Origin of the sequence: Stenotrophomonas sp. SMYL89 (genome assembly GCF_036319985.1) — a bacterium.
Classification (GTDB): domain Bacteria; phylum Pseudomonadota; class Gammaproteobacteria; order Xanthomonadales; family Xanthomonadaceae; genus Stenotrophomonas; species Stenotrophomonas maltophilia_Q.
Map to the genome: position 1 here is coordinate 48,181 of NZ_JAWIRW010000011.1, position 23,092 is coordinate 71,272.

The following is a 23,092-nucleotide window of genomic DNA, read 5'->3' on the forward strand; positions in this document are numbered from 1 at the left end:
TCATCAGGGCCGGCCCGCGCCGGCGATGCTGGAAAGATGCGGTTGCCCCACCCAGTTTCAAGGGTGGCTGCGACTGCACCCCGAGGCCAGTCAGCCTGTGGCCAGCATGCCGGAACCGGTGTGGTCGGCGCGTTGATCCCGATCAGTTCCTCGTGGCGGACGGGCTCAGCGGGTGATCGCGCTGCGGATCGCGCGCAGCTGCTGCTTGACCGCCCGCGCCTGCGCCACGTCCATGCGCAGCAGCGCCTTCTGCCCGATCGAGCGCGACTGCAGGGCGGGATCGACAAAGCGATAGCGGCCACGCTCATCGCGCTGCAGCAGCGGTGCCTGGACCAGGTCCGGGGTATCCAGCAGATGGTCGATCACCGCGACCAGGCGGTCGTTGAAGTAGCCTTCGGGCCGGCCCAGGTCGACGTAGGCCTGCTGGATCAGCGGATAGAAGCGTTTGTACGCGGTGGCCGTTGCCGCCGGGTCCAGCGCGGTGAAGGCCTGCACATAGGGCGCATAGCGCGCGGCGTTGCCGGCGGCGATGCGTTCGCCACCCTCGCCGGGCTCGACCTGCAGGTTGCCAGGCAACGGCCTCGCAGCCAGCGCGGTTGGGGGCACGCTGGGCTTGTCCAGGTTGTCGACCTGGGTGACCAGGCGCTGGATCAGGTGATCGCGCAGCAGCAGGGTCAGCGGGCCCTCGCCCTGGAACAGCTGGCTCAATGCGCCCCAGGCCGCGGTATCGCTGTCGGCCAGTTTCGGCAGCGCGGGATCGGCGGCGGCATCGGTGTCCAGCGGATGCCTGATGGCAGGTGGCGCCGGTGCGGTCTCTACGGCCGGCTTCGGTTGTGGCGGCGCACCAGCACTGGCGGGGGGTGATTGCACCGGCACCGGGACACCGTCCGCCAGGCTCTTCAGCTGAGCGCGGAACAGCCAACCGCCCGCTCCACCGATCACCACCACGCCCAGCACCCAGGGCCAAACCGCTTTTCCACTCTGCATGATGCAGTCCCTCTTTTCACCTGCATGGAAAGGGTGTGACCCGCTTGGTTCCAGCCGGTTCCCCGCGCGTTCCGCTGGCGTTGGGGCTGGGCGGTGCGCTCACGTCTGCTTTGCACCTCCTGCGCGAGGCTGTGCATCCCATCGTGTGGAGACGTGGCCATGCAGTACGCGCTGTACTACTGGACCGGCATCCAGGGCCGTGGCGAGTTCGTGCGGCTGGCGCTGGAGGATGCAGGTGCCGACTACATCGACATGGCGCGGGTGCACGGCGATGCAGTGATGCAGCCGCTCCTCGACGGTGGCAGCGAAGGCGCACAACCGTTCGCGCCACCGTTCCTGAAGGCGGGACGACAGGTGATCGCACAGGTCGCGGCCATCCTCGATTTCCTCGGTCCGACGCTGGACCTGGTGCCACAGGCGGCGTCGCGGCGGATGCAGGCGCTGCAACTGCAGCTGACCATCGCCGACCTGGTGGCCGAGGTGCATGACACCCATCATCCGATTGCCGCATCGAAGTACTACGAGGAGCAGAAGACCGAGGCCAAGGCGCGTGCAGTCTCGCTGCGCAGCGAACGGCTGCCGAAGTACCTCGGCTACTTCGAGCAGGTGCTGACGGCCAATGGCGGTCGCCATGCACTGCGCGAGCATTCGTATGTGGACCTGTCGCTGTTCCAGCTGCTGAGCGGGCTGGACTACATGTTCCCGCGCCGCATGCAGGCACTCGGCCCCACCCTGCCGCTGCTGCGTGCACTGCAGGAGCGGGTGTCGAAGCGACCGAACATCGCCGCCTACCTGGCCTCGGAGCGACGGCTGCCGTTCAACACCCAAGGCATCTTCCGCCACTACCCCGAGCTGGATGGAGCGCGCTGATACCGCCGCCTGCAACTCCTGTTGTAGAGCCGAGCCATGCTCGGCTCAGAGCAGCCGAGCGCAGGCTCGGCTCTGCAACACATCGGAGGCGGAAAGAAAGCGGTAGCGCCGGGCCATGCCCGGCGCCCCCGGTCAATGATCGATGCGATCGCCCAACGGCTTCACCGGTTGCTTCTGCAGCGACAGCAGCCCCAGCAGCATCGCCAGCGCCACATACGCGCCCGCGAACTGCCAGCTGATGATGCGCGCCAGGCCGTCAAGGTCCCACGGCAGGTAGATGCCGCCGCGCGGGTCCACCGAGTGGATCAGCCCGAACAGGGTCAGCAGCGCCGCCACCAGCAGGAAGCCACAGGCGCGGCGCAGGCGGCCGTCCACCATTGCCGCCACCGCCGAGATCCACAGCATCGAGGTGATGATGAAGCCATTGCCGAGGGTGAAGATCACCGCCAGTTCCGGCAGGCCGTGGCCGTCGAGCTTGGTCAGCAGCTGCGGCAGCTGGTCCGGTGCGATCCAGCCCGGTGCCTTGATCGCCAACAGGTAGGCCACCGACGGCAGGAAGCCGAACACCATCGCACCGGCGTGGTGGCGCGGCGTGGCCTGGAAGGCCTGGGTGGTGATGTCGATGGCCACGTACACGATGATCGGTGCCAGCACTGCCAGCGGCAGCCACTGCACCAGCCCGGAAATGATGCCGAGCATGCCGCCGATGCCGACGAACAGGCCGGTCAGCAGCGTGTAGCCGCTGCGTGCGCCCATGTGCTTGTAGGCCGGCTGGCCGATGTACGGCGTGGTCTGCGCAACGCCGCCGCAGACACCGGCCACCAGCGTCGCCACCGCTTCCACCAGCAGGATGTCGCGGGTGCGGTAGTCATCGCCGGCCGCACGTGCGCTCTCTGACACGTTGATGCCACCGACCACCATCAGCAGGCCGAACGGCAGCAGCAGCGGCAGGTAGGTCATCGCGGTGGGCAGGCCCTCAAGGAAGCCCAGCGTCGGCAGCGGCAGCACCACCTGCGGCGGCACCCATTCCGGCACATGGAAGCCCGGCGCGCCCAACCCGGCCACGCCGAGGCCGTAATACAGCACGGTGCCGAACACGAAGGCCAGCAGCACGCCCGGACCACGCACCGGCAGCCTGCCCTTGGCGATCAATACATACAGCAGGAGGCCCAGCGTGGTGAAGCCGACCAGCGGCGAGCGCAGCGTTTCCAGCAGCGGCAGCAGGCCCATCAGTACCAGCGCGATGCCGGCGATCGAGCCCAGCAGCGCCGCACGTGGCAGCGCGCGGGTGACCGCTTCGCCGAAGAACGACAGCACGAACTTGAGTACGCCCATGATGACCAGCGCGGCCATGCCCAGCTGCCAGGTGGCGATGCCCGCAGCGTGCGGGTCCATGCCCTGCTGCTTGAACGCGATGAAGGCCGGGCCGAGCACCAGCAACGCCATGCCGATGCTGGTCGGTGCATCCAGGCCCAGCGGCATGGCGGTGACATCGTCGCGGCCGGTACGTGCCGCCAGCCGGCGCGCCATCAGGGTGTACAGCAGGTTGCCGACCAGCACGCCGAAGGCGGTGCCGGGGAACATGCGGCCGAACACTACATCGGCCGGGAACTGGAAGATCCCGACCAGCGCCATGGCGATGAAGCCGAGAATGGAGAGGTTGTCGACGACCAGGCCGAAGAAACCGTTGAAGTCACCGGCGACGAACCAGCGACGCGGTGCGGCGGAAGCGGGAGCGGACATGGAAGGGGCGGTGGGGGTGGGGACCGCCGATGGTAGGCCCAGCGGGGCCCGGGCGCCAATTCCGCGGTGGGATGATGGGTTCCAGCCAACGGCGGGGCCCCTCGTGGCTGGGGGTGGGTCGCCAAAAGCAGCTTTATTGGAGTCGGCCGGTCGGGATGGGCTGCGCAGGACACGCCGTAAACCCGTCCTTGGGGGCTCGATGGCGCCCTCCATGGCGCCAACGGTCCTGCGCAGCCCATCCCGACCGGCCCCTGACAATTCCCTGCGCGTGCCAGCCACGGAAAGGAATCAAAAGATCAAAAGCAAAAGCGGGTCGCTTCGCTCTGAGCCGAGCATGGCTCGGCTCTACACGAACAATTCGATCATTTCCACGTTATCCACACATGGCGTGGATCTACCGACAGATCGCAGGAAACTGTCGAAGGCGGGGTGGGTCCGGTTGCGGGGGTGTCCGCGGCATGAATGCCGCGGCCAAGCCCCCAGGGACGGGTTTACGGCGTCCCCCGCAACCGAACCCACCCCGCCATCCCTCAGGAAACCAGCTTCTGCTCTGGCTCTGGCTCTGGCTCGTAGCGGGTGCAGGGCGCAGCCCTGCATAAAACCCCAACCCTCACTTCTTCAGGAAGTTGTCCACCAGCAGATGCTTCACGTCGTCGAAGCGGCCGTTCAATACCGCCTTGGCGGCATACAGCGCCGTGCCTGCCACCTGCTTGGCCTCGATCTGCGGCGGCATCACCAGCTCGGCGCGGCTGGTGTGTACGTCCAGCAACGCCGGACCGCGCTGCGCCAGGAAATCCTGTACAGCCTCTTCCAGATCCTCGCTGCGGGTCACGGTGCGGCCGTGGAAGCCGATCACTTCGGCAAGGCGGCCAAAATCCGGGTTCTTCAGGTCGGTGTAGTTGTCCAGCAGCCCTTCCACTTTCTGCTCCAGCTCGACGAAGTTCAGCGAACCGTTGTTGAACACCACCACCTTGATCGGCAGGTTTTCCTGCACTGCGGTCAGCAGATCGCCCAGCAGCATCGCCAAGCCTCCGTCACCGGACAGCGAGATCACCTGGCGGCCCGGGAACGCCTTCTGCAGGCCCAGTGCCTGCGGCATCGCGTTGGCCATCGTGCCGTGCAGCAGGCTGGTCAGCGTGCGGCGGCGGCCGTTGACACGGATATGCCGCAACACCCACACCATTGGCGAGCCGCCGTCTGCGGTGAACAGCGCATCGTCGGTCGCATACTTCGACAGCAATGCGGTCAGATGCTGCGGGTGGATCAGCTCGCCTTCGCCCGGCTGTTCTTCCTGTTCGCGCTTCTTCAGCGCCTTGTCTCGGCGCTCGATGCATTCGTCCAGGAACGTGCTGTCCTCACGCGGCGGCAGCATCGGCAGCAGCGCATCCAGCGTGGGCGCAATATCGCCGACCACGCCCAGGTGCACCGGGTGGCGGCGGCCGAGGTGGCTGCCATCGCGGTCGACCTGGATGATCGTGGCCTTGTCCGGGTAGAACTGGCCCCAGGCGAAGTCGGCGCCGAGCAGCAGCAGCGTGTCGCACTCCATCAGCGTGTGGAAGCCGGATTCGATGCCGAAGATGCCGGTCATGCCCATGTTGTACGGGTTGTCCGGCTCGACGAAATCCTTGGCGCGCGAGGTGTGCGCGATCGGGGCCTGCAGGCGCCGGGCCAGTTCCAGCAGCTGCGCGTGCGCACCCTGGCAGCCGGCGCCGGCATAGACGCCGATGCGCTTGCCCTGCCCCAGCAGCTCGGCGATACGCTGCAGTTCGGCGTCGGAAGGGCGCAGCACCGGCTGGGTGTAGTGCACCGAAAACGGCACATCGTGCTTCACCTCGGCCTGGCTGATGTCGGCCGGCAGGATCACCACCGCCACGCCGCGGCGGCTGATCGCGGCCTGGCAGGCCAGTGTGACCACGCGGCGTGCCTGTTCGGCGCTGTGCACCTGCTCGCAGAACACCGAACAACTGGCGTACACCGCCTTGAAGTCCACTTCCTGCGGGAATTCCATGCCCAGTTCGCTGGTCACCACCTGGCTGGCGATCAGCACCATCGGCGCGCGGTTGCGGTTGCTCTCGAACACACCGTTGATGAAATGCAGGCTGCCGGGCCCGCAGGAGCCGGCGCAGGCGGTCAGTTCGCCGCTCACCAGCGAATCGGCGCCGGCAGCAAACGCTGCCACTTCTTCATGCCGCACGTGCACCCAGGCGATCTCACTGCCATGCATCGCATCGGTCACATGGTTGAGCGTATCGCCCACGATGCCGTAGCAACGGCGGACACCGGCCTGCTGCAGGGCGTCCACCACGATTTCGGCCACGCGCTTGCTCATCGGATACATCCTCGAACGGGGGAACGTCCGAGGCTAGACCCGGTGAAGTGATGCCTCCGTGGGCAAGTTGCGCATCGCCTCGATGTGCAAACTGCGGGTAGACATCTCGTCAATCATTGACGTTGATCCAACCCTCCACCACGCCCTGCTTCGGGTTGCGGTAGCGCAGCTTCACCCAGCCGTCCTGTTCATCCAGCATTTCCACGCGATCGCCCTGCACCAGATAGCGCTTGGTGCTGGTCGCGCCGGGTCGGTCGAACAGGAACAGGCGTGTTGGCACCACGGTGGCCTGCTGGCCACGCAGCGGCCCCTCGGGCCGTGCGCCCAGGCCATCGGCGATGGCCGTCTCCAACACGCGGCCATCGGCATCGTAGGTGCGCCAGACCGCCAGCGGGCCCTGCTCGTCGGTCTGTTCCCACTGCAGCGCGGCGCTCACCGTATCGCCCAGCATCAGCACATTCTCGCTGCGGTAAAGGTAGAGCTTCGCGCCTGCGAACCGGTACTGGTCGGCGTACCACATCGGGCCGCTGCGGCAACTGCTGGTGAGGGTGCGGGTGGCAACGTCCACGCTCAGCCCCATCAGGTCACCGCAGCTGTCCTTGCCGTGGGTTTCGGTCTGCAGAACGCGATACGAAGCGCTGGCTGGATCGAACCGGTACACCGCTACCGCTTCGTTGACCATGCCCACCGATGCACGCGCAACCAGTTCCGGGTAGCCATCGAAATCGACGTCTTCGAGCGACCACCGCGAATTGCCGTCGGCATCCGCCGCGCCCGCCAGCACCTGGCGCTTGCCCGACGGCGACAGCTGCACGGCGATGCTGCCGTCCTGCTGGGGATCGGCGTGCGCCTGCACGTGAGCGGCCACCTGGAACCGCAGCGTTTCGCCGTCGCCGCCACTTGCCTGCGCCGACGGCGCCAGCAATCCCGCCAGCACCAGGCCCAGCGCGCATTCCCTGTGTTTCATCATCGCTCCCTGCGGCACCGCAGCGGCACCTTCAACTCAGAACGATACCTCGACCGGCTGCCGCGACCACAGCACCGATTGATGCTTGGTCTGCTGCTTCCACGCCAGGCGGATCGCTTCGATATCGGTGCGACGCTGCGGAGTGTCCTCATGCAGCACCACCAGCACCTTGGTGCGCAGGCGGTTGGGCGAAGCATCGCCGCGGAACAGCCACTGGCCATAGGCATCGAACACGGTCAGTCCATCCGGGAAGCGCGGGGTCACTTCCTTGTCCAGGAATGCGCGCCACTGCGCCTCGCTGATGGTGTCGGCCTGCGGACGGTTGCCCGCGCCCTGCTCCTCGCCCACGCCGAAGTACAGCTCGCTGCGCACCCAGCCGTGGCCGTCGGACGGGCGTGCGGCATCGCCCTTCAGTTCGGCGGTGGTGGCCGTGGCATAGGCGCTGGGCGCCTGCGAGGACAGGCTGGCACAGCCACTGGTGGCCAGCAGCACGGCAAAGACGAGGCCAAGGTGTTTCATCGGTACAGCTCCGGGGAAGGGGGACAGGGCGAGCCGGCAGCGTACAGCGCCACCGGCCCGGCGTGCTGATGCCAGCAGGGCATCAGCTCATGCCGGACCGGCAGGGGCTTGCATCTGCACCGGCCATCACGCGAAGATAATATATCGCTTCATCCGGATGGATGTAAGTGAGTCTATCTCCCCCTTCCCCGTCGTCGTTGTTGCTGGAGCCCCCATGTCCGCCCGCCTGCCCGCGTCGCCGCTCGGCCTCGCCATCGCCCTCGCGCTTTCCTCCGCCGCCGTCCCGGCCCTGGCCCAGGACGCCACCAACCTGGACACGGTGATCGTCACCGGCACCCGCGCCGCCGACCGCACCGTGCTTGAATCCACCTCGCCAGTGGACGTGCTCACCGCCGAGGACATCCGCAAGGCCGGCGTGGTCAACGGTGAGCTGGGCAGCGCACTGCAGGCGCTGCTGCCGTCGTTCAACTTCCCGCGCCAGTCCAACTCCGGCGGTGCCGACCATGTGCGCGCCGCGCAGCTGCGTGGCCTGTCGCCGGACCAGGTGCTGGTGCTGATCAATGGCAAGCGCCGCCATCACACCGCGCTGGTCAACACCGACAGCAAGATCGGCAAGGGCACCACCCCGGTCGACTTCAATTCGATCCCGGTCAGCGCGATCAAGCGCATCGAAGTGCTGCGCGATGGTGCTGGAGCGCTGTACGGCTCTGACGCGGTCGCCGGCGTCATCAACGTGATCCTCGACAACGGCGGCGACGGTGGCGAGATCGAAGCCAGCTACGGCGCCAACCACACTGACCTCAAGCCGATCGGGCGCACCCTCACCGACGGCCAGACCGGCAACATCAGCGCCAAGGTCGGCATCTCGCTGGGCGAGGATGGCGGCTTCCTGCGCGTCGGCCTGGAATACAAGCACCGCAACGGCACCAACCGCGCCGGCTTCGACCAGATTCCGCCGTGGGACCAGACTCCAGGCAACCTGGTGCTGCAGGGCAAGCGCAACTACGTGCTGGGCGATGGCAAGAGCAAGGACATCAACCTGTGGCTGAACACCGAGATCCCGGTCGGCCAGACCTCGACGTTCTACGCGTTCGGCACCTTCAACCAGCGTGACACCGAGGGCGCGAACTACTTCCGCTACCCCGACGGCGATGCCAACTGGAAGCAGGTCTATCCGAACGGTTACCGGCCGATCTCCGAAGGCGAGAACCGCGACGTGCAGGCCGTGGCCGGCGTGCGCGGCCAGTGGGGCGAGTGGAGCTACGACGGCAGCCTGGATTACGGCCAGAACGACTTCACCTACCGCCTGCGCGATTCGCTCAATGCCTCGCTGGGCCCGACCAGCCCGACCCGTTTCAAGACTGCCGATTACGAGTACGCGCAGACCGTGGGCAACCTCGACCTGAGCCGCGTGTTCACCCAGAGCGAGAGCATCAGCCACACCCTGGGCCTGGGTGTGGAAGCACGCCACGAGCGCTACCAGACCCGCCCCGGTGACCCCGCCAGCTATGCGGCCGGCCCGTTCACCGACCGCCCGACCGGCTCGCAGGCCGGCGGCGGCCTGACCCCGCAGGATGCGGCGCGTCTGTCGCGCGATGTGGCCAGTGCCTATGCCAGCCTGTCCAGCCAGTTCGGCGAGAAGTTCTCCACCGATCTGGCCGCGCGCTACGAGCACAACGATGATTTCGGCGGTGAACTGACCGGCAAGCTCGGCCTGCGCTACGAATTCACCCCGGCGTTCGCGTTGCGTGGCGCCATCTCCAACAACTTCCGTGCGCCGTCGCTGGCACAGATCGGCTACGAGTCCACCTCCACCGGCTACAACGCTGGCGGTCAGCTGGTGCAGGGACGCCTGTTGTCGGTCAACAATCCGATCGCGCGCGGCCTGGGTGCGCAGAACCTGAAGCCGGAAAAATCGCTCAACACCTCGCTGGGCTTCACCAGCCGCATCGGCGAGCACTTCGACCTGTCGCTGGACTTCTTCCAGATCGACATCGACGATCGCATTGCGCTGTCCGAGAACATCACCGGTGATGCGCTGACCGACTACGTGGCGGCCAACTACGGCGTCAGTGGCCTGCAGAGCGCAAGTTTCTTCGTCAACGCCGCCGACACCCGCACCCGTGGCGCCGAGCTGGTGAGCAACTGGCGCCAGTCGCTGGGCGATGGCCAGCTGCTGCTGACCGGCACCTATGCGTACACGAAGACCACGCTGAAGAACGTGCTCGCCACGTCGGCCCAGCTGCGTGCACTGAATCCGGACTACGTGCTGTTCGGCATCGAGGAGACCAACACGCTGACCGATGCCACGCCGCGTACGCGCGGTAGTTTCTCGGCAGCCTGGAGCAACGACCACTGGTCGCTGAGCACCCGCGTGAACCGCTATGGCAGCGCCACCCGCGTGTTCAACTTCGGTGACGGCTACATCCCGCGCCAGACCTACCAGGCCGAATGGCAGCTGGATGCGGAGGTCGAGTACCGCATCACTCCGCGCTGGAGCGTGGCCATCGGTGGCCAGAACCTGACCGACAACTACCCGGATCGATCCAACAGCGACATTCACTACTTCGGCAACCTGCCGTATGACGTGCTGTCGCCGATCGGCAGCAACGGCGCGTACTACTACGGCCGCGTCCGCTATACGTTCTGATTCGCAGAATCGACCCGGTGGAGCCGACGGGGTAGAGCCGACGGGGTAGAGTCGACTGTTAGTCGACTGCTCTTCACGCAGATCGCAAAAGTCCCGCGCTGCGCGCGATAGTCGACTAACAGTCGACTCTACCCCGTCGTGGTTTCCCCATCGTCTTCCGTCCCGACCAGCGGTCGGCACCCACCACGAACTGTCGCCCTGCCTCGACCTGCCCTACACGCCCACGCTGGCAAGGTGGGGGCATGGCTGAACCGCTCCCCCTGCGTCCGCCACCGCCATTGCTGGATGACGCCTGTGCGTTGTTCCTCGATGTCGATGGCACCCTGATCGAATTCGCTGCGCGCCCGGATGCCGTGCAGCTGCTGCCGGATGTGCGTGAAGCCATCGGCCGCATCAGCGACCGCCTGGAAGGTGCCGTGGCACTGGTCAGTGGTCGCCCGCTTGAGCAGCTGGACACGCTGTTCGCCCCACTGCAACTGCCTGCCGCCGGCCTTCACGGCCACGAACTGCGTGGCCAGGATGGTCGCGTACTGCGCGACGAGCACGATGACGACACCGCCGAATGGCTGCATGCGCTGCACCAGCAGGCCATGCGCTTCGCCCACGGCCATCCGGGCGTGCTGGTGGAGGACAAGGGCGTCGGCCTGGCCCTGCATTGGCGCGGCGCGCCGCACGCCGCCAGCGATGTCCGCGCGTTCGCCGACCGCCACGTGCGCGGGCGTACCAGCTATCGCCTGCAACCCGGCGACCATGTCGTCGAGTTCGTGCCCGTAGGCACCGACAAGGGCCGTGCAGTGCGGAGGATGATGCAGTACCTGCCGTTCCGCGGTCGCCTGCCCGTGTTCATGGGCGATGACCTCACCGATGAATTCGGCTTCGATGCCGCCAACGGCCAGCATGGCTGGAGCGTGCTGGTGGGCGAGCGTGAACCCAGCGCGGCGGTGTTCGCACTGCCCGACATACGCAGCGTGCACGCCTGGCTGCGTGAGAATGCCTATTGACCCGGCCCCCCCCACGGCCGCAACCGAGATGTACCGCGTGATGACCCAACCCGATCTTGATCTGGGCGTGGTCGGCAACGGCAGCTTCGGCGCCCTGGTCGACAAACATGCCCGCGTTGTCTGGAGCTGCCTGCCCACCTTCGACGGCGACCCCACCTTCTGCGCCCTGCTCGGCCCCAACCAGCAGACCGGCGGCGACTTCGCCATCGAGCTGGAGGACTTTGCCGACAGCGAGCAGGAATACCTCACCAACACCGCGATCCTGCGCACCGTGCTGCGTGACACGCATGGCGGCGCACTGGAAATCCTCGATTTCGCACCGCGCTGGCGCCAGAACGACCGCTTCTACCGCCCGGTCAGCCTGATCCGCCAGGTCCGCCCACTGGCCGGCAGCCCACGCATCACCGTGCGTGCGCGCCCGCTGGCCGACTGGGGCGCGCGCGTGCCCGAGTCCACCTGGGGCAGCAACCACGTGCGCTGGATCCTGCCCGAGCACGTGCTGCGGCTGACCACCGACGTACCGGTGCGCTTCGTGCGTGATGGCCTGCCGTTCGTGCTCAACCATCCGATCCACCTGATCCTCGGCGTGGACGAATCGCTCAACCGCTCCATCAGCGGCTATGTGCAGGAAGCCTTCCAGCGCACCCGCGATTACTGGCGTGAGTGGGTGCGCTACCTGTCCATTCCGCTGGAATGGCAGGACGCGGTCATCCGCAGTGCAATCACGTTGAAGCTGTGCCAGTACGAGGACAGCGGCGCGATCATCGCGGCGATGACCACCTCCATTCCGGAAGCGCCCGGTAGCGTGCGCAACTGGGACTACCGCTACTGCTGGCTGCGCGATGCCGCCTTCGTCGTGCGTGCGCTGAACCGTCTTGGCGCCACGCGCACGATGGAACAGTTCCTCGGCTACATCTTCAACCTGGCCACCACCGATGGCACGCTGCAGCCGCTGTATGGCATCGGCTTCGAGGCCAAGCTGGACGAGAACGAAGTCCCCAGCCTGTCCGGCTATCGCGGGATGGGCCCGGTGCGTCGCGGCAACCTGGCCTGGGTGCAGCGCCAGCACGATGTCTACGGCAGCGTGGTGCTGGCCTCCACGCAGCTGTTCTTCGACCGTCGCCTACAGGATCCGGGTGATGCGCACACCTTTGCCCGCCTGGAACCATTGGGCGAACAGGCATTCGCCCTGCACGACGTGCCCGATGCCGGTCTGTGGGAGTTCCGCGGCCGTACCGAGGTGCACACCTACACCAGCGCGATGTGCTGGGCGGCCTGCGACCGCCTGTGCAAGATCGCCGTACGCCTGAAGCGCGACGACCGGGCGCACTATTGGCGCGAGCGCGCCGACACCATCCACGCACGCATCATGGCCGAGTCCTGGAGCGAGGAGCTCGGCCACTTCACCGACACCTTCGGCGGCCACCGCCTGGATGCCTCGTTGCTGCTGCTGGCCGACATCGGCTTCATCGATGCGCTGGACGCCCGCTTCATTGCCACCGTCGAGGCCATCGGCCGCGACCTCAAGCATGGCAATTCGCTGTACCGCTACGTTGCACCGGATGACTTCGGCGAGCCGGAAACCAGCTTTACCATCTGCACCTTCTGGTACATCGATGCGCTGGCGGCGATCGGGCGTATGGATGAAGCACGCGGGATGTTCGAGCTGCTCCTGAAACAGCGCAACCACCTGGGCCTGCTGTCGGAGGATCTGGCCTTCGACAGCGGCGAGGCCTGGGGCAACTTCCCGCAGACCTATTCGCACGTCGGCCTGATCACCGCCGCGATGCGCCTGTCGCGGTCCTGGCAGGAGGCATCGTGAGTCGTCTTGTAGTGGTTTCAAACCGGGTGGCGGTGCCCGGCGAGAATCGCGCCGGTGGCCTGGCCGTCGGCCTGCTCGCCGCGCTGAAGGAACGCGGCGGCATGTGGTTCGGCTGGAGCGGCAAGAGCGTGCGCGATGGCAGCGGCACGCTGCACACGCAGAAGGACGGCGACATCGAATTCGTCACGCTGGACCTGAGCAAGCGCGAGGTGGATGGCTATTACAACGGCTTCGCCAACCGCACATTGTGGCCGCTGCTGCACTTCCGCCTGGACCTGGTCGACTACGACCGTGGTACCCGCGAGACCTACCACAAGGTCAATGCGCTGTTCGCCGACAAGCTCGCGCCGCTGCTGCGCGAAGACGATATCGTCTGGATCCACGACTACCACCTGATCCCGCTCGGCGCACTGCTGCGTGAGCGCGGCATCGGCTGCCGCATCGGCTTCTTCCTGCACATCCCGATGCCCTCGGCCGACCTGCTGCAGGCCATGCCCGACCACCTGCGCCTGTTCTCCGCGCTGTATGCCTATGACCTGGTCGGTTTCCAGACCCAGCGCGACGCCGATCGCTTCCAGACCTACCTGCGCCTGTTCGGTGGCGGCCGCGTACTCGACAATGGCGAACTGGAAGCGCCAGGTGGACGCCGCTTCCGCGCGGCCGCGTTCCCGATCGGTATCGACACCGAGCTGATCGCGCGGCAGGCCAGTACTGCCGCGACCAAGGCCGCAGTGAAGAATCTGCGCGCCAGCCTGCGCGACCGCCAACTGGCCATCGGCGTGGATCGCCTGGACTATTCCAAGGGCCTGCCCGAGCGCTTCCTTGGCTTCGAGCGCTATCTGGAGCGCCATCCCGACCAGCGGGGTTCGCTGACGTACCTGCAGATCGCTCCGGTCTCGCGCGGTGATGTCACCGAGTACCGTCAACTGCGCAGCCAGCTGGAACAGATCGCCGGCCACATCAACGGTGGCCACGCCGAACCGGACTGGACACCGCTGCGCTACGTCAACCAGAACTTCACCCACGCCACGCTTACCGGCTTCTACCGGGCGGCGGCAGTGGGACTGGTGACCCCGCTGCGTGATGGCATGAACCTGGTGGCCAAGGAGTACGTGGCCTCGCAGGACCCGGACGATCCCGGCGTACTGGTGTTGTCGCTGCTGGCCGGGGCCGCCGACGAACTGAAGCAGGCGCTGCTGGTGAACCCGCATGATCTGGACGGCGTGGCCGACGCCATCGCCACGGCCGCGACGATGTCGCTGCGCAGGCGCAAGGAACGCTGGCACGCGATGATGGAGCACCTGCGTACCTACGACATCAACCATTGGCGGCGCAGCTATCTGGACGTTTTGGAAGGCTGAGCGACCACCTTCGCTGCGGGCCGGTTCGACACGTCATCGGCGTGCCAGCACGGCCCGCAAATTGTCGCTTTCAGCACTAAAGTAGATGCGAATGAAACCATATCATCGCACCCGCAATGCGACGTTCCGGCAGCCCCGTGCAACACCGAACCTTGTGTGAAGCCCACTTCGCACAGGGATTTTCCCGGTTCCATCACGCCTGCCGCTCATGCGTCCGCAAAAACGAAAGCTGCAGCGCGCATCGGTTTTCATTCCGCATTGACACCCGCTCCCCAAAGTGACGCCCCCGGAACGACCGCACGCCATCGCCACCGCGTTTGCGAGGCGTCGCGCACATCACACCTGGGGAGTCACCGCATGTCCGCTTACGACCGTTTCATCGAAGATGCAGCAACACGCCTTGAACTGGGCCATCGCACCCGTTGGGTGATCGAGGTGATCACCGCCTGGGTGGCCTCGCATCCCCACGGTCTGGACGGCGTGCAGCAGCGCTTCGAACAGGCCGGCCTGGCCGCCCGCTTCCACTCCTGGCGGCACCCGGCCAGCCTGCGCCTGCCCATCGTTGCCAGCGAAATGGAGCGCGCCCTCGGGGCGCACACGCTGGCCATGATCGCCCACCGCAGCGGCATGTCACCCGGGCCGTTCCGTGTGGTGATCTGCAACCTGCTGCCCGGCGTCGTCACCCTGATGTCCGCCACGCACAGCGCCGATGAAGTGGCCGCTGCCGCCGTTCCAGCACGCAGGAACGCCGCGCCCAGGCGCATGCGCAGTCTGGTGCCCTCGCGTGCGATGTACGGCATGGCCCTGCGCGGCCTGCTCTGGACCGTGGCTGTGGTTGCGGTGCTGGGCCTCACCACATGGTTGTTGCTGAAAGCGCGCACACCGCTGTGGACGGTGCAGGACACGCCCGCCCTGCATGAAGCACACCTGTCCCTCCTTCAGCACGGCACGCAGGTACAGGTGCACGGGCGCCTGCCCAGCGAGAGCGACCGCCGCCGCGTCTGGAACGCGCTTTCCGCAGTGCATGGCGCGCGCAACCTCGGCGGTGGCATTGCACTGGACCCGCACACGCAGGCACCGCGCTGGCTGGACCGCCTGATCGTGGATCTTCCCCATCTGCGGGGCGACGGCCTGCACCTTGTGTTTGAAGGAACCCGGTTGCGGATCGATACCCGTTCCATGCAGGAGCCCGAGCGGCTGGCCATCTCGTGGCGTTTGCGCCAGGACTTCCCGGCGCTGGAGATGAGCGGCCTGTGGGGCCCGGGCCTCGCCGCACTGGCGCAACTGCCGGCAGACGCCGACCCCACACAACGGGTGGCCGCGTTGAACCAGACCACGCTGAAATTCCGCGCAGGCTCCTCCGAACTGACCGGTGACTCGCGGCAAACGCTGGAAGCCGTCGCCAACGCACTGCGTGACACGCCAGTAGGCACGCGCGTGGAAATCGGTGCGCACACCGACAGCCGCGGCCAGGCCGAAGCCAATCTGCATCTCAGCCAGCAACGTGCCGAAGCGGTGTCGCAGGGGCTGCAGGAGCTGGGAGTGGAGCCTGACACGCTGGTCGCCGTGGGCTACGGCCAGGAACATCCCGTGGCCGACAACCGCAGCGACAGCGGCCGCGCGCAGAACCGCCGTATCGATTACCGGCTGCTCGACTGAGCCTGCCGACGCTGCAGGCTTGAAACACCTGCTCCTGTAGAGCCGAGCCATGCTCGGCTGCCTTTTTCGTAGTCTCGACGGGAACAGCCGAGCATGGCTCGGCTCTACAGACGTCCGGTGATCAATCCAGGAACCGCGCGAGGTGTTCCGGCGCCGGCAGATGGCACGCATCGTGGCGTCCGAACCAGCGATAGCGGTTACGCGCCAGCAGGCGATACGCCGCGTCCCGCCAGCTGCGCGGCAGCAGGCGCAGCACGCCGCTAAAACGCCAGGCACCGCCGAGTCCCGCCAGTACGCGCAGGATCGCATCGGTATCGGTCCACGCGCCCTGTGCGTCCAGCAACAGGAACGACGCCGGGTCCTGCGGATCCAGCCCGTGCGCACGCAACAGCGCGCTGCCCTGCGTGCCCTGCATCGCGGCGAAGCGGTAACGCCCCGCGCGATCGAAGCGCAGCAGGAAGCGCACCCATTGGTTGCACAGCGCGCAGACACCATCGAACACGATCACCGCGCGGCCGGTCTCGGTGGCAACCTCACTGCGGTTCGAGCCAGCCTTCATAGCGGATCAGGGCTCCGGCCCAGGGCAATGTCACATCGACCAGGAAAGTGTAGCGCTGGCCGTGCCACGCTTCACGGCAGCGCACGCCACCGAACCAGCGTGTTGGCAGCGGCAGCAGGCCCAACGCCCAGACCCGCCGCACCGTCCAGTCGATGCCGCCATCGCGGGCCTGCAGGTCGAACGCGAAACGCACTGCACCCAGCTGCTCGTGCAGATGCCCTTCGTGCTCCCACAACCGCGACACCATCGGCCAGCGTCCGAAGCGTCGCGCCCATTGCTCGCCCTGCCCGTGGGCGCTGAACGCTACCTCGGTCGGCAGCGCATCGCCGTTGTTCGGCAAACGTGCCACTGCGGCCAGCAATGGCACCAGCCAGTGCCGTCCCCGCACGATCCGCGCCTGCCCTGCATAACGGCAGGGCAACGGCGCGGCATGCAGCGCCTGCACCGGGGCGGCCAGGGTGGCGAAGGCCGGCCCCAGCACCCGTGCGAACAGGGGCGTACTCAGGGTGCGATCCAGGCCAGCGTCGCCATGCGTCCGGTACGACGATCGCGCCGGTGCGAGTACAGGTCCGGATCGGCCATGGTCGACACCGTGCCGCCGTATACCTGCGCCGGGTCCATGCCCGCGGCCTGCAGGCGCTGCCGCGCCAGCGCGAACAGGTCCACCTTCCAGTGGCCTGCGCGGGTGGCCACGAACGCCGCCTCGGCGGCCGGATCATGGCCGACGAAAGCGTGGTAGACCTCTTCACCGATCTCGTAATCGGCCGGCCCGGCGGCCGGTCCCAGCCAGGCGCGCAACTGCGCCGGCGGCGTCTGCATGGCCGCCACGGTGGCCTCCAGCATGCCGTCGGCCAGGCCACGCCAGCCGGCATGCGCCGCGCCCACCTCACTGCCATCAGCGGCGGCGAACACCACCGGCAGGCAGTCGGCGGTCAGGATCGCCAGCACCACGCCGGGCACCGAGGTTACTGCGGCATCGGCCACCGGCTCGCTGGCGCCGGGCACTGGTGGCGTGCTGAAGCGCAACACGGTGCTGCTGTGCACCTGGCGCAGCCAGTGCGGCGCGGAGGGCAACGCCAGCCCCTGCTGCAGCAGCTGGCGGTTGTGCTCGACGTTGGCCGGGGTATCACCATCGGCCGCGTGCCGGTTGCCCAGGTTGAACTGCGCGAACGGCGCCGGCGAGATGCCCGCGCCATGCCGGCGCGTCGTCAGCGCATGGACGCCCGCAGGCGCCGGCCAATCGGCCCACAGCAACGGCAGCGCGGCGTCCATTACCAGCGGTCCCGCTCGCGCGCGGCGAAGGCTTCGCTGTCTTCGCGCAGCACCTTCATCAGGTGCAGCATGTCCTCCGGCACCGGCGCGGTGTTGCGCACCGGCTCACCGGTGATCGGGTGCGTGAACTCCAGGGTCTCGGCATGCAGGGCCTGGCGCTTGAAGCCACGCAGCGCGGCCACCAGCTCATCGCTGGCGCCCTTGGGCAGCTTCAGCGCACCGCCGTACAGCGGATCACCGATGATCGGATGGCGAACGTGCGCCATGTGCACGCGGATCTGGTGGGTACGCCCGGTTTCCAGGCGGCACTCCAGCGCGGTGTGGGCACGGAAGCGCTCACGCAGCCGGTAATGGGTGATCGCCTCCTTGCCGTCCTCGCGCACCGCCATCTTCAGGCGGTCGCGCGGGTGGCGGTCGATCGGGGCATCGGCGGTACCGCCGGCCACCAGCGCGCCCATCACGATGGCCAGGTACTGGCGGTGCACGTCGCGTGCGGCCAGCTGCTCGACCAGCGCGGTCTGCGCTTCCAGGGTCTTGGCCACCACCATCACGCCACTGGTGTCCTTGTCCAGGCGGTGCACGATGCCCGCGCGCGGCAGCACCGCCACCGACGGGTCGCGGAACAGCAGGGCGTTGACCAGGGTGCCGCTGTGGTTGCCGGCCCCCGGATGCACCACCAGGCCGACCGGCTTGTTGATCACCAGCAGGTGCTCGTCCTCGAACAGCACGTCCAGCGGGATGTCCTCCGGCTGGGCGTCGGTCTGGGTTTCCAGCACCACGTTGAGGGTCACCACCTCGCCGCCGCGCAGCGGATCGCGCGGGCGCACCTGGGCGCCGTCCAGCAGGACCTCACCGGCCTTGATCCACTCGGTCAGGCGCGACCGCGAGTATTCGGGGAACAGTTCGGCCACCACGGCGTCGAAACGGCGGCCGGCAGCGGTGTCGGGGACGATGGCCTGGCGGGCCGATTCAGAGGGTTGTTCAGACATGGCAGGGGCATTCTTTGAAATTTTGGGGTCCCGGCGGCCGGTTTCAGTCGCTGGACAGGACACTAGGCTATCATCGACCCTTCGTATTCCAGCCGCGTCCCGCCTCGACCTCATGATCCGACGCTCCTCCATGCTCTCCGCGCCCGTCCGCCTCACCGCCCTGCTGCTGGTGCTGGTCATCGCCGCCACCGGCTGCCACCGTGGCGCCAAGAAGGGCGATCGCCCCGATGAAGGGACGCCGGTCGAACAGTTGTACGAGAAGAGCCACAAGCTGATGCAGGGTGGCAACTGGAGCGGGGCTGAAACCAGCTTCCGCCGCCTCGTGGCCCAGTATCCGTACGGCCCGTATACCGAACAGGCGATGATCGAAACCGCCTACGCGCAGTACAAGGCCGGCAAGCACGACGATGCGGTGTCCAGCATCGACCGCTTCATCCGTACCTACCCGACCCACCGCAACATCGCGTACCTGTACTACCTGCGCGGCCTGGCCAACTCCAACCGCAGTACGGTTTTCCTGCGCCGCGTATGGTCGCTGGACGCCAGCCGCCGCGACCTGTCCACGCCGCACCAGGCGTATTCGGACTTCAACATCGTGGTCGACCGCTACCCGAACAGCCGCTACGCCGCCGATGCGCGCCAGCGCATGCTGGAGCTGCGTGACGTGTTCGCCCAGCACGAGCTGGACAACGCCCTGTACTACATGCGCCGCGGCGCCTGGGTCTCGGCCGCCGGCCGCGCCAACTACCTGCTGGAAACCTATCCGCAGAGCGCGTTCCAGTACGACGCCGTCGCCGTCCTGGCCGATTCCTACACCCACCTGGGCAACAAGACCCTGGCCGACGACGCCCGCCGCGTCCTGCAGCTGAACCAGCCGGACCACCCGTGGCTGGAAGGCAAGTGGCCGAAGTACCCGTGGATGATCCGCAAGCTGAACCCGTTCGCCGGCGAGAAGTCCGCCAGCACCGGCCAGCGCAACGCGCGACTGGAAAAGAAATAAGAAAGCAGAGGGCCCCGCAAGGGGCCCTTTCTTTATCCGGTAGATCCACGCCATGCGTGGATGGCGGGCGCCCCGCTGGACTTGGGGTATTAGGAATTCTACGAATCGGCCGCCGTTGCGATGCCGTTCCCAAACCGGACCCGCACGGCCCTCCACACTCCAGCGCACGGCCATTCCCGCCTGCCTGGAGTCCGAATGAAGACCTCAACCGTTTCCCGCACCCGGCCCCTGCTGGCCACCCTCGCCGCCACCCTGCTGGCCCTGCCCGCTGCAGTCCAGGCCTCAGAGCCGGGCGAGCTGCTCAGCGCAGCGCCCTATCGTGCCGCCTGGGTGCCCTCGAAGGCATCCCAGGCGTACCTGCTCAGCTACCGCACGCCCGATCATCACAACCGGCTGGCGCAGGGCACCGGTCTGCTCTATCTGCCGGCAGGCACGGCGCCAGCGGGCGGCTGGCCGGTCGTTGCCTGGGCGCATGGCACCCAGGGCATTGCCGATCACTGCGCCCCTTCCCGTTCCGGCCCCACCCACGCCGAACGCGATGGGCGCTTCCTGGACGCCTTCCTCGCCCAGGGCTACGCCGTCGTCGCGGCCGACTATCAGGGCCTCGGCAGCCCCGGCGATCACGCCTACCTGCATGTACGCACCGCCGCGCGCAACAGCATCGACATGGTCAAGGCCAGCCATCGGTTCCTGGGCAGCCGCCTGTCACCGCGCTGGGTCTCGGTGGGCTACTCGCAGGGCGGTGCCGCGGCGCTCAGCGCCGGCCACCAGGCTGCCGCCTATTCCGGCCCCGGCCTGCAGTACAAGGGCAGCTTCACCGCAGGCACGCCCACGGCCGTGGAGATGACCGCACTGGTGATGCGCCCCGACAGCCGCAGCGCCAATCCCGGCGCACTCAATGCCTACCATGCCTATCTGCTTGATGGCCTGCTGCAGGTGGCGCCGCAGATCGACCGCGTGCTGAGCCCGCAGGGGCGGGCACGCATTGCCCTGGCCCGACAGCACTGCCTGACCGATCTGGCGGCACAGCTGGAGGGCGCCAGCACCGGCGAGATGTTCAGCGCGCCGTTGACCTCGGTGCCGGGCATCTGGACGCTGCTGCACGACTATCTGGGCGTGCCACGGCACGGGTTCGCCCAGCCGCTGATGCTGGCCCACGGCACGCGCGATCAGGACGTGCCCTATCTGACCACCCTGCTGTATGCCGCCGGCTTGGCCCTGCGCGGCGAACCCGTGGCCTTCCGCCAGTATCCGGTCGACCACCGCGCCACGCTGGATGCGGCCACCGCTGACGGGGTGGCCTTCGTAAAAGCACGCCTGGCAGATGCCCGCTTCGACGAAGCCGCCGAAGCCACCGGCCTGGAAAAACTGCTGGACGCCGCACGGTAGATCCACGACATGCGTGGATGATCTTCGACGATCGTGCGGACCAAGGTCCGCACCCACCGGAGAGGGGCCAACGGGTTGCCGGCCAGCGGCCGGCATTCCCCCCCACCGCTACCTCAGCCCTTGTAGCCGTTGCTGATCGGGTAACGACGCTCGCGGCCGAACGCGCGACGCGAGACCTTGGGCCCTGGCGCGGCCTGGTGCCGCTTCCATTCGCTGATGCGCACCAGGCGCAGCACGCGGTCGACCACGGCGGCGTCGTAACCGGCGGCAACGATCTCCGTGCGCGACTGCTCCTGGTCGATGTAGCGGTACAGGATCCCGTCCAGCACGTCGTAGGCCGGCAGCGAGTCCTGGTCCAGCTGGTTCTCGCGCAGTTCGGCCGACGGCGGGCGGCTGATCACCGCCGGCGGGATCACCGGTGCACCGCCCACGGTATTGCGCCACTTCGACAGGCCGAACACTTCGGTCTTGTACAGGTCCTTCAACGGCGCATAGCCACCGCACATGTCGCCGTAGATGGTGGCGTAGCCCACCGCGTATTCGCTCTTGTTGCCGGTGGTCAGCAGCAGGCCGCCGAACTTGTTGGCCAGCGCCATCAGGATCACGCCACGGCTGCGCGACTGCAGGTTCTCTTCGGTCACGTCCGGCGTGGTGCCCTCGAACATCGGCGCCAGCGATTCCATCAGGCCCTTGAACGCCGGCTCGATCGAGACCGCTTCCAGCTTCACGCCCAGTGCCTGGCACTGTTCGGCCGCCAGGTCATTGGACAGGCCGGCGGTGTAGCGCGACGGCAGGCGCACCGCGGTGACGTTCTCCGCCCCCATCGCGTCCACCGCCATGGCCAGTACCAGTGCCGAATCGATGCCACCGGACAGGCCCAGCCACACCTTCCTGAAGCCGTTCTTGCGGCAGTAGTCCTGGATGCCGCGGGTGACGGCACGCCACGCCAGTGCATCCATGCTTTCGTCGCCATCGTCCATCCACACGTGCGGCATGAAGCGGCGCGTTTCGCCGTCGTACTCCACCACCAGCCACTGGTCGACGAAGGCGGCGGCGGCGGGGTGCACCGTGCCGTCGCCATCGGCCACCACCGAGGCGCCATCGAACACCAGCGCGTCCTGGCCGCCCACCACGTTGAGGTAGGCGATCGCCGCCCCGCTCTCGCGGGTGCGTGCGGCCAGCACCGCGTCGCGCTGGGCGTGCTTGCCGCGCTCGTAAGGCGAGGCGTTGGGCACCACCACCAGCTGCGCACCGGCGCGCACGGTGTCGGCCAACGGCTCGGCGAACCACAGGTCCTCGCAGATCAGCAGACCCACCGGAATGCCGTTGACCTCGAACACGCAGCTGCCGCCGTCCGGATCGACATCGAAGTAGCGGCGTTCGTCGAACACGGCGTAATTGGGCAACTCACGCTTGCGGTAGGTCTGCTCGACCAGGCCATCGCGCAGCACGCTGGCGGCGTTGTAGACCACCGCGCCAGCCGCCTGCGGCCAGCCGACCACAGCGGTGATGCCACGGCAGGCCGCAGCGATGCGCGTCATTGCCTGCTCGCACTCGTACAGGAAGCCCGGGCGCAGCAGCAGGTCTTCCGGCGGATAGCCGCTCACCGCCAGCTCGGGGAACATCACCAGCTCGGCGCCGTACTCGTCGCGCGCCTGGCCGATCATCTCGATGATGCGCTCGGTGTTGCCGGCGACATCGCCGACCGGGAAGTCGAACTGCGCCATCGCGATGCGGATCGAAGCCATGGGAATCCAGCCTGTGGTTGCAATGCCGCCATTGTAACGCCGCGCCATGCGCGCGCCGGGCGCGCTCACTGCGTGGACAGCCCTGGCTCAGTAGATCCACGCCGTGCGTGGATGGGCCGACCAGGCGGCCGCCAGACGCAGAAAAGCCGCCCGAGGGCGGCTTTTCTATTGAAGCAGGTAGAGCAGTCGACTAACAGTCGACTCTACCGATCGTGCCGGCCGCAGGC

Annotated in this window: 18 protein-coding genes; 8 read left to right on the forward strand and 10 right to left on the reverse strand. The window is 67.4% G+C overall.

What is annotated here, in order from left to right; genetic code table 11:
• Positions 1-165 precede the first annotated feature (165 nt).
• Positions 166-987 (reverse strand): DUF3014 domain-containing protein, encoded by an 822-nt coding sequence (locus V3B41_RS14540; protein ID WP_329861576.1) that lies wholly within the window; start codon positions 985-987, stop codon positions 166-168.
• Between the two features lie 159 nt (positions 988-1,146).
• Between V3B41_RS14540 and V3B41_RS14545 the strand changes: the two genes are divergently transcribed.
• The gene (locus V3B41_RS14545; RefSeq protein WP_049430694.1) at positions 1,147-1,857 is read left to right on the forward strand and encodes a glutathione S-transferase; all 711 of its coding nucleotides are present in this window, start codon (positions 1,147-1,149) and stop codon (positions 1,855-1,857) included.
• Positions 1,858-1,989: 132 nt separating this feature from the next.
• Here the strand turns inward: V3B41_RS14545 and V3B41_RS14550 are convergent, their stop codons facing one another.
• The 4 genes from V3B41_RS14550 to V3B41_RS14565 form a co-directional block, all read right to left on the reverse strand.
• The gene (locus tag V3B41_RS14550; RefSeq protein ID WP_049430696.1) at positions 1,990-3,600 is read right to left on the reverse strand and encodes a membrane protein; all 1,611 of its coding nucleotides are present in this window, start codon (positions 3,598-3,600) and stop codon (positions 1,990-1,992) included.
• Between the two features lie 610 nt (positions 3,601-4,210).
• Positions 4,211-5,929: a thiamine pyrophosphate-dependent enzyme gene (locus V3B41_RS14555; protein ID WP_295545978.1), complete on the reverse strand. Its 1,719-nt coding sequence runs from the start codon at positions 5,927-5,929 to the stop codon at positions 4,211-4,213.
• A gap of 109 nt (positions 5,930-6,038) precedes the next feature.
• Positions 6,039-6,896: an SH3 domain-containing protein gene (locus tag V3B41_RS14560; RefSeq protein WP_049429159.1), complete on the reverse strand. Its 858-nt coding sequence runs from the start codon at positions 6,894-6,896 to the stop codon at positions 6,039-6,041.
• A 36-nt stretch (positions 6,897-6,932) separates the two neighbouring features.
• Positions 6,933-7,415, reverse strand: a complete 483-nt coding sequence (locus V3B41_RS14565) for a DUF3574 domain-containing protein (protein ID WP_049429156.1) — start codon at positions 7,413-7,415, stop codon at positions 6,933-6,935.
• A gap of 214 nt (positions 7,416-7,629) precedes the next feature.
• Here V3B41_RS14565 and V3B41_RS14570 point away from each other — a divergent pair, with 214 nt between their 5' ends.
• The 5 genes from V3B41_RS14570 to V3B41_RS14590 all read left to right on the forward strand — a co-directional run bounded on the left by V3B41_RS14570 (position 7,630) and on the right by V3B41_RS14590 (position 15,908).
• On the forward strand, positions 7,630-10,065 hold the full coding sequence (locus tag V3B41_RS14570; RefSeq protein WP_329861583.1) for a TonB-dependent receptor: 2,436 nt from the start codon (positions 7,630-7,632) through the stop codon (positions 10,063-10,065).
• A 242-nt stretch (positions 10,066-10,307) separates the two neighbouring features.
• Positions 10,308-11,066: a trehalose-phosphatase gene (gene otsB, locus V3B41_RS14575; RefSeq protein WP_049429154.1), complete on the forward strand. Its 759-nt coding sequence runs from the start codon at positions 10,308-10,310 to the stop codon at positions 11,064-11,066.
• Positions 11,067-11,106: 40 nt separating this feature from the next.
• Positions 11,107-12,888, forward strand: coding sequence for a glycoside hydrolase family 15 protein (locus tag V3B41_RS14580; RefSeq protein WP_286074066.1), 1,782 nt, complete (start codon positions 11,107-11,109; stop codon positions 12,886-12,888).
• Positions 12,885-14,249, forward strand: a complete 1,365-nt coding sequence (gene otsA, locus V3B41_RS14585) for an alpha,alpha-trehalose-phosphate synthase (UDP-forming) (protein ID WP_049429153.1) — start codon at positions 12,885-12,887, stop codon at positions 14,247-14,249. Before V3B41_RS14580 ends, otsA begins: the two co-directional genes overlap by 4 nt.
• A gap of 357 nt (positions 14,250-14,606) precedes the next feature.
• Positions 14,607-15,908, forward strand: coding sequence for an OmpA family protein (locus V3B41_RS14590; RefSeq protein WP_329861587.1), 1,302 nt, complete (start codon positions 14,607-14,609; stop codon positions 15,906-15,908).
• Positions 15,909-16,029: 121 nt separating this feature from the next.
• Here the strand turns inward: V3B41_RS14590 and V3B41_RS14595 are convergent, their stop codons facing one another.
• Genes V3B41_RS14595 through rluD form a run of 4 tightly spaced genes read right to left on the reverse strand, consistent with a single transcriptional unit; the run spans position 16,030 to position 18,728 of the window.
• Positions 16,030-16,467, reverse strand: coding sequence for a thiol-disulfide oxidoreductase DCC family protein (locus V3B41_RS14595; protein WP_197633131.1), 438 nt, complete (start codon positions 16,465-16,467; stop codon positions 16,030-16,032).
• The gene (locus V3B41_RS14600) at positions 16,442-16,948 is read right to left on the reverse strand and encodes a DUF4166 domain-containing protein (RefSeq protein ID WP_049429150.1); all 507 of its coding nucleotides are present in this window, start codon (positions 16,946-16,948) and stop codon (positions 16,442-16,444) included. The genes V3B41_RS14595 and V3B41_RS14600 overlap by 26 nt, the downstream gene beginning before the upstream one ends.
• A gap of 20 nt (positions 16,949-16,968) precedes the next feature.
• Positions 16,969-17,739, reverse strand: coding sequence for a peptidoglycan editing factor PgeF (gene pgeF, locus V3B41_RS14605; RefSeq protein ID WP_329861590.1), 771 nt, complete (start codon positions 17,737-17,739; stop codon positions 16,969-16,971).
• Complete coding sequence (rluD, locus tag V3B41_RS14610) at positions 17,739-18,728, reverse strand: 23S rRNA pseudouridine(1911/1915/1917) synthase RluD (protein WP_019660164.1); 990 nt, start codon at positions 18,726-18,728, stop codon at positions 17,739-17,741. Before rluD ends, pgeF begins: the two co-directional genes overlap by 1 nt.
• A gap of 112 nt (positions 18,729-18,840) precedes the next feature.
• Between rluD and V3B41_RS14615 the strand changes: the two genes are divergently transcribed.
• Together V3B41_RS14615 and V3B41_RS14620 are read left to right on the forward strand one after the other, a co-directional pair.
• Complete coding sequence (locus V3B41_RS14615) at positions 18,841-19,728, forward strand: outer membrane protein assembly factor BamD (protein ID WP_024956778.1); 888 nt, start codon at positions 18,841-18,843, stop codon at positions 19,726-19,728.
• A gap of 195 nt (positions 19,729-19,923) precedes the next feature.
• Entirely contained in the window at positions 19,924-21,117 is a 1,194-nt protein-coding gene (locus V3B41_RS14620; RefSeq protein WP_049429148.1) for a lipase family protein, read from the forward strand.
• 113 nt (positions 21,118-21,230) lie between these two features.
• Here V3B41_RS14620 and V3B41_RS14625 read toward each other — a convergent pair whose 3' ends face one another.
• The gene (locus V3B41_RS14625; protein WP_106549571.1) at positions 21,231-22,865 is read right to left on the reverse strand and encodes an NAD+ synthase; all 1,635 of its coding nucleotides are present in this window, start codon (positions 22,863-22,865) and stop codon (positions 21,231-21,233) included.
• Positions 22,866-23,092: the final 227 nt, after the last annotated feature.

Bases quoted from the DNA above. Each gene is read 5' to 3' on its own strand.
- V3B41_RS14540 (WP_329861576.1), bottom strand. From the start codon at position 987: ATGCAGAGTGGAAAAGCGGTTTGGCCCTGGGTGCTGGGCGTGGTGGTG.
- V3B41_RS14560 (WP_049429159.1), bottom strand. From the start codon at position 6,896: ATGAAACACAGGGAATGCGCGCTGGGCCTGGTGCTGGCGGGATTGCTG.
- pgeF (WP_329861590.1), bottom strand. From the start codon at position 17,739: ATGGACGCCGCGCTGCCGTTGCTGTGGGCCGATTGGCCGGCGCCTGCG.
- V3B41_RS14590 (WP_329861587.1), top strand. From the start codon at position 14,607: ATGTCCGCTTACGACCGTTTCATCGAAGATGCAGCAACACGCCTTGAA.
- V3B41_RS14550 (WP_049430696.1), bottom strand. From the start codon at position 3,600: ATGTCCGCTCCCGCTTCCGCCGCACCGCGTCGCTGGTTCGTCGCCGGT.
- V3B41_RS14615 (WP_024956778.1), top strand. From the start codon at position 18,841: ATGATCCGACGCTCCTCCATGCTCTCCGCGCCCGTCCGCCTCACCGCC.
- V3B41_RS14545 (WP_049430694.1), top strand. From the start codon at position 1,147: ATGCAGTACGCGCTGTACTACTGGACCGGCATCCAGGGCCGTGGCGAG.
- rluD (WP_019660164.1), bottom strand. From the start codon at position 18,728: ATGTCTGAACAACCCTCTGAATCGGCCCGCCAGGCCATCGTCCCCGAC.
- V3B41_RS14565 (WP_049429156.1), bottom strand. From the start codon at position 7,415: ATGAAACACCTTGGCCTCGTCTTTGCCGTGCTGCTGGCCACCAGTGGC.
- V3B41_RS14620 (WP_049429148.1), top strand. From the start codon at position 19,924: ATGAAGACCTCAACCGTTTCCCGCACCCGGCCCCTGCTGGCCACCCTC.
- V3B41_RS14625 (WP_106549571.1), bottom strand. From the start codon at position 22,865: ATGGCTTCGATCCGCATCGCGATGGCGCAGTTCGACTTCCCGGTCGGC.
- otsB (WP_049429154.1), top strand. From the start codon at position 10,308: ATGGCTGAACCGCTCCCCCTGCGTCCGCCACCGCCATTGCTGGATGAC.
- V3B41_RS14555 (WP_295545978.1), bottom strand. From the start codon at position 5,929: ATGAGCAAGCGCGTGGCCGAAATCGTGGTGGACGCCCTGCAGCAGGCC.
- V3B41_RS14595 (WP_197633131.1), bottom strand. From the start codon at position 16,467: ATGAAGGCTGGCTCGAACCGCAGTGAGGTTGCCACCGAGACCGGCCGC.
- V3B41_RS14570 (WP_329861583.1), top strand. From the start codon at position 7,630: ATGTCCGCCCGCCTGCCCGCGTCGCCGCTCGGCCTCGCCATCGCCCTC.
- V3B41_RS14580 (WP_286074066.1), top strand. From the start codon at position 11,107: ATGACCCAACCCGATCTTGATCTGGGCGTGGTCGGCAACGGCAGCTTC.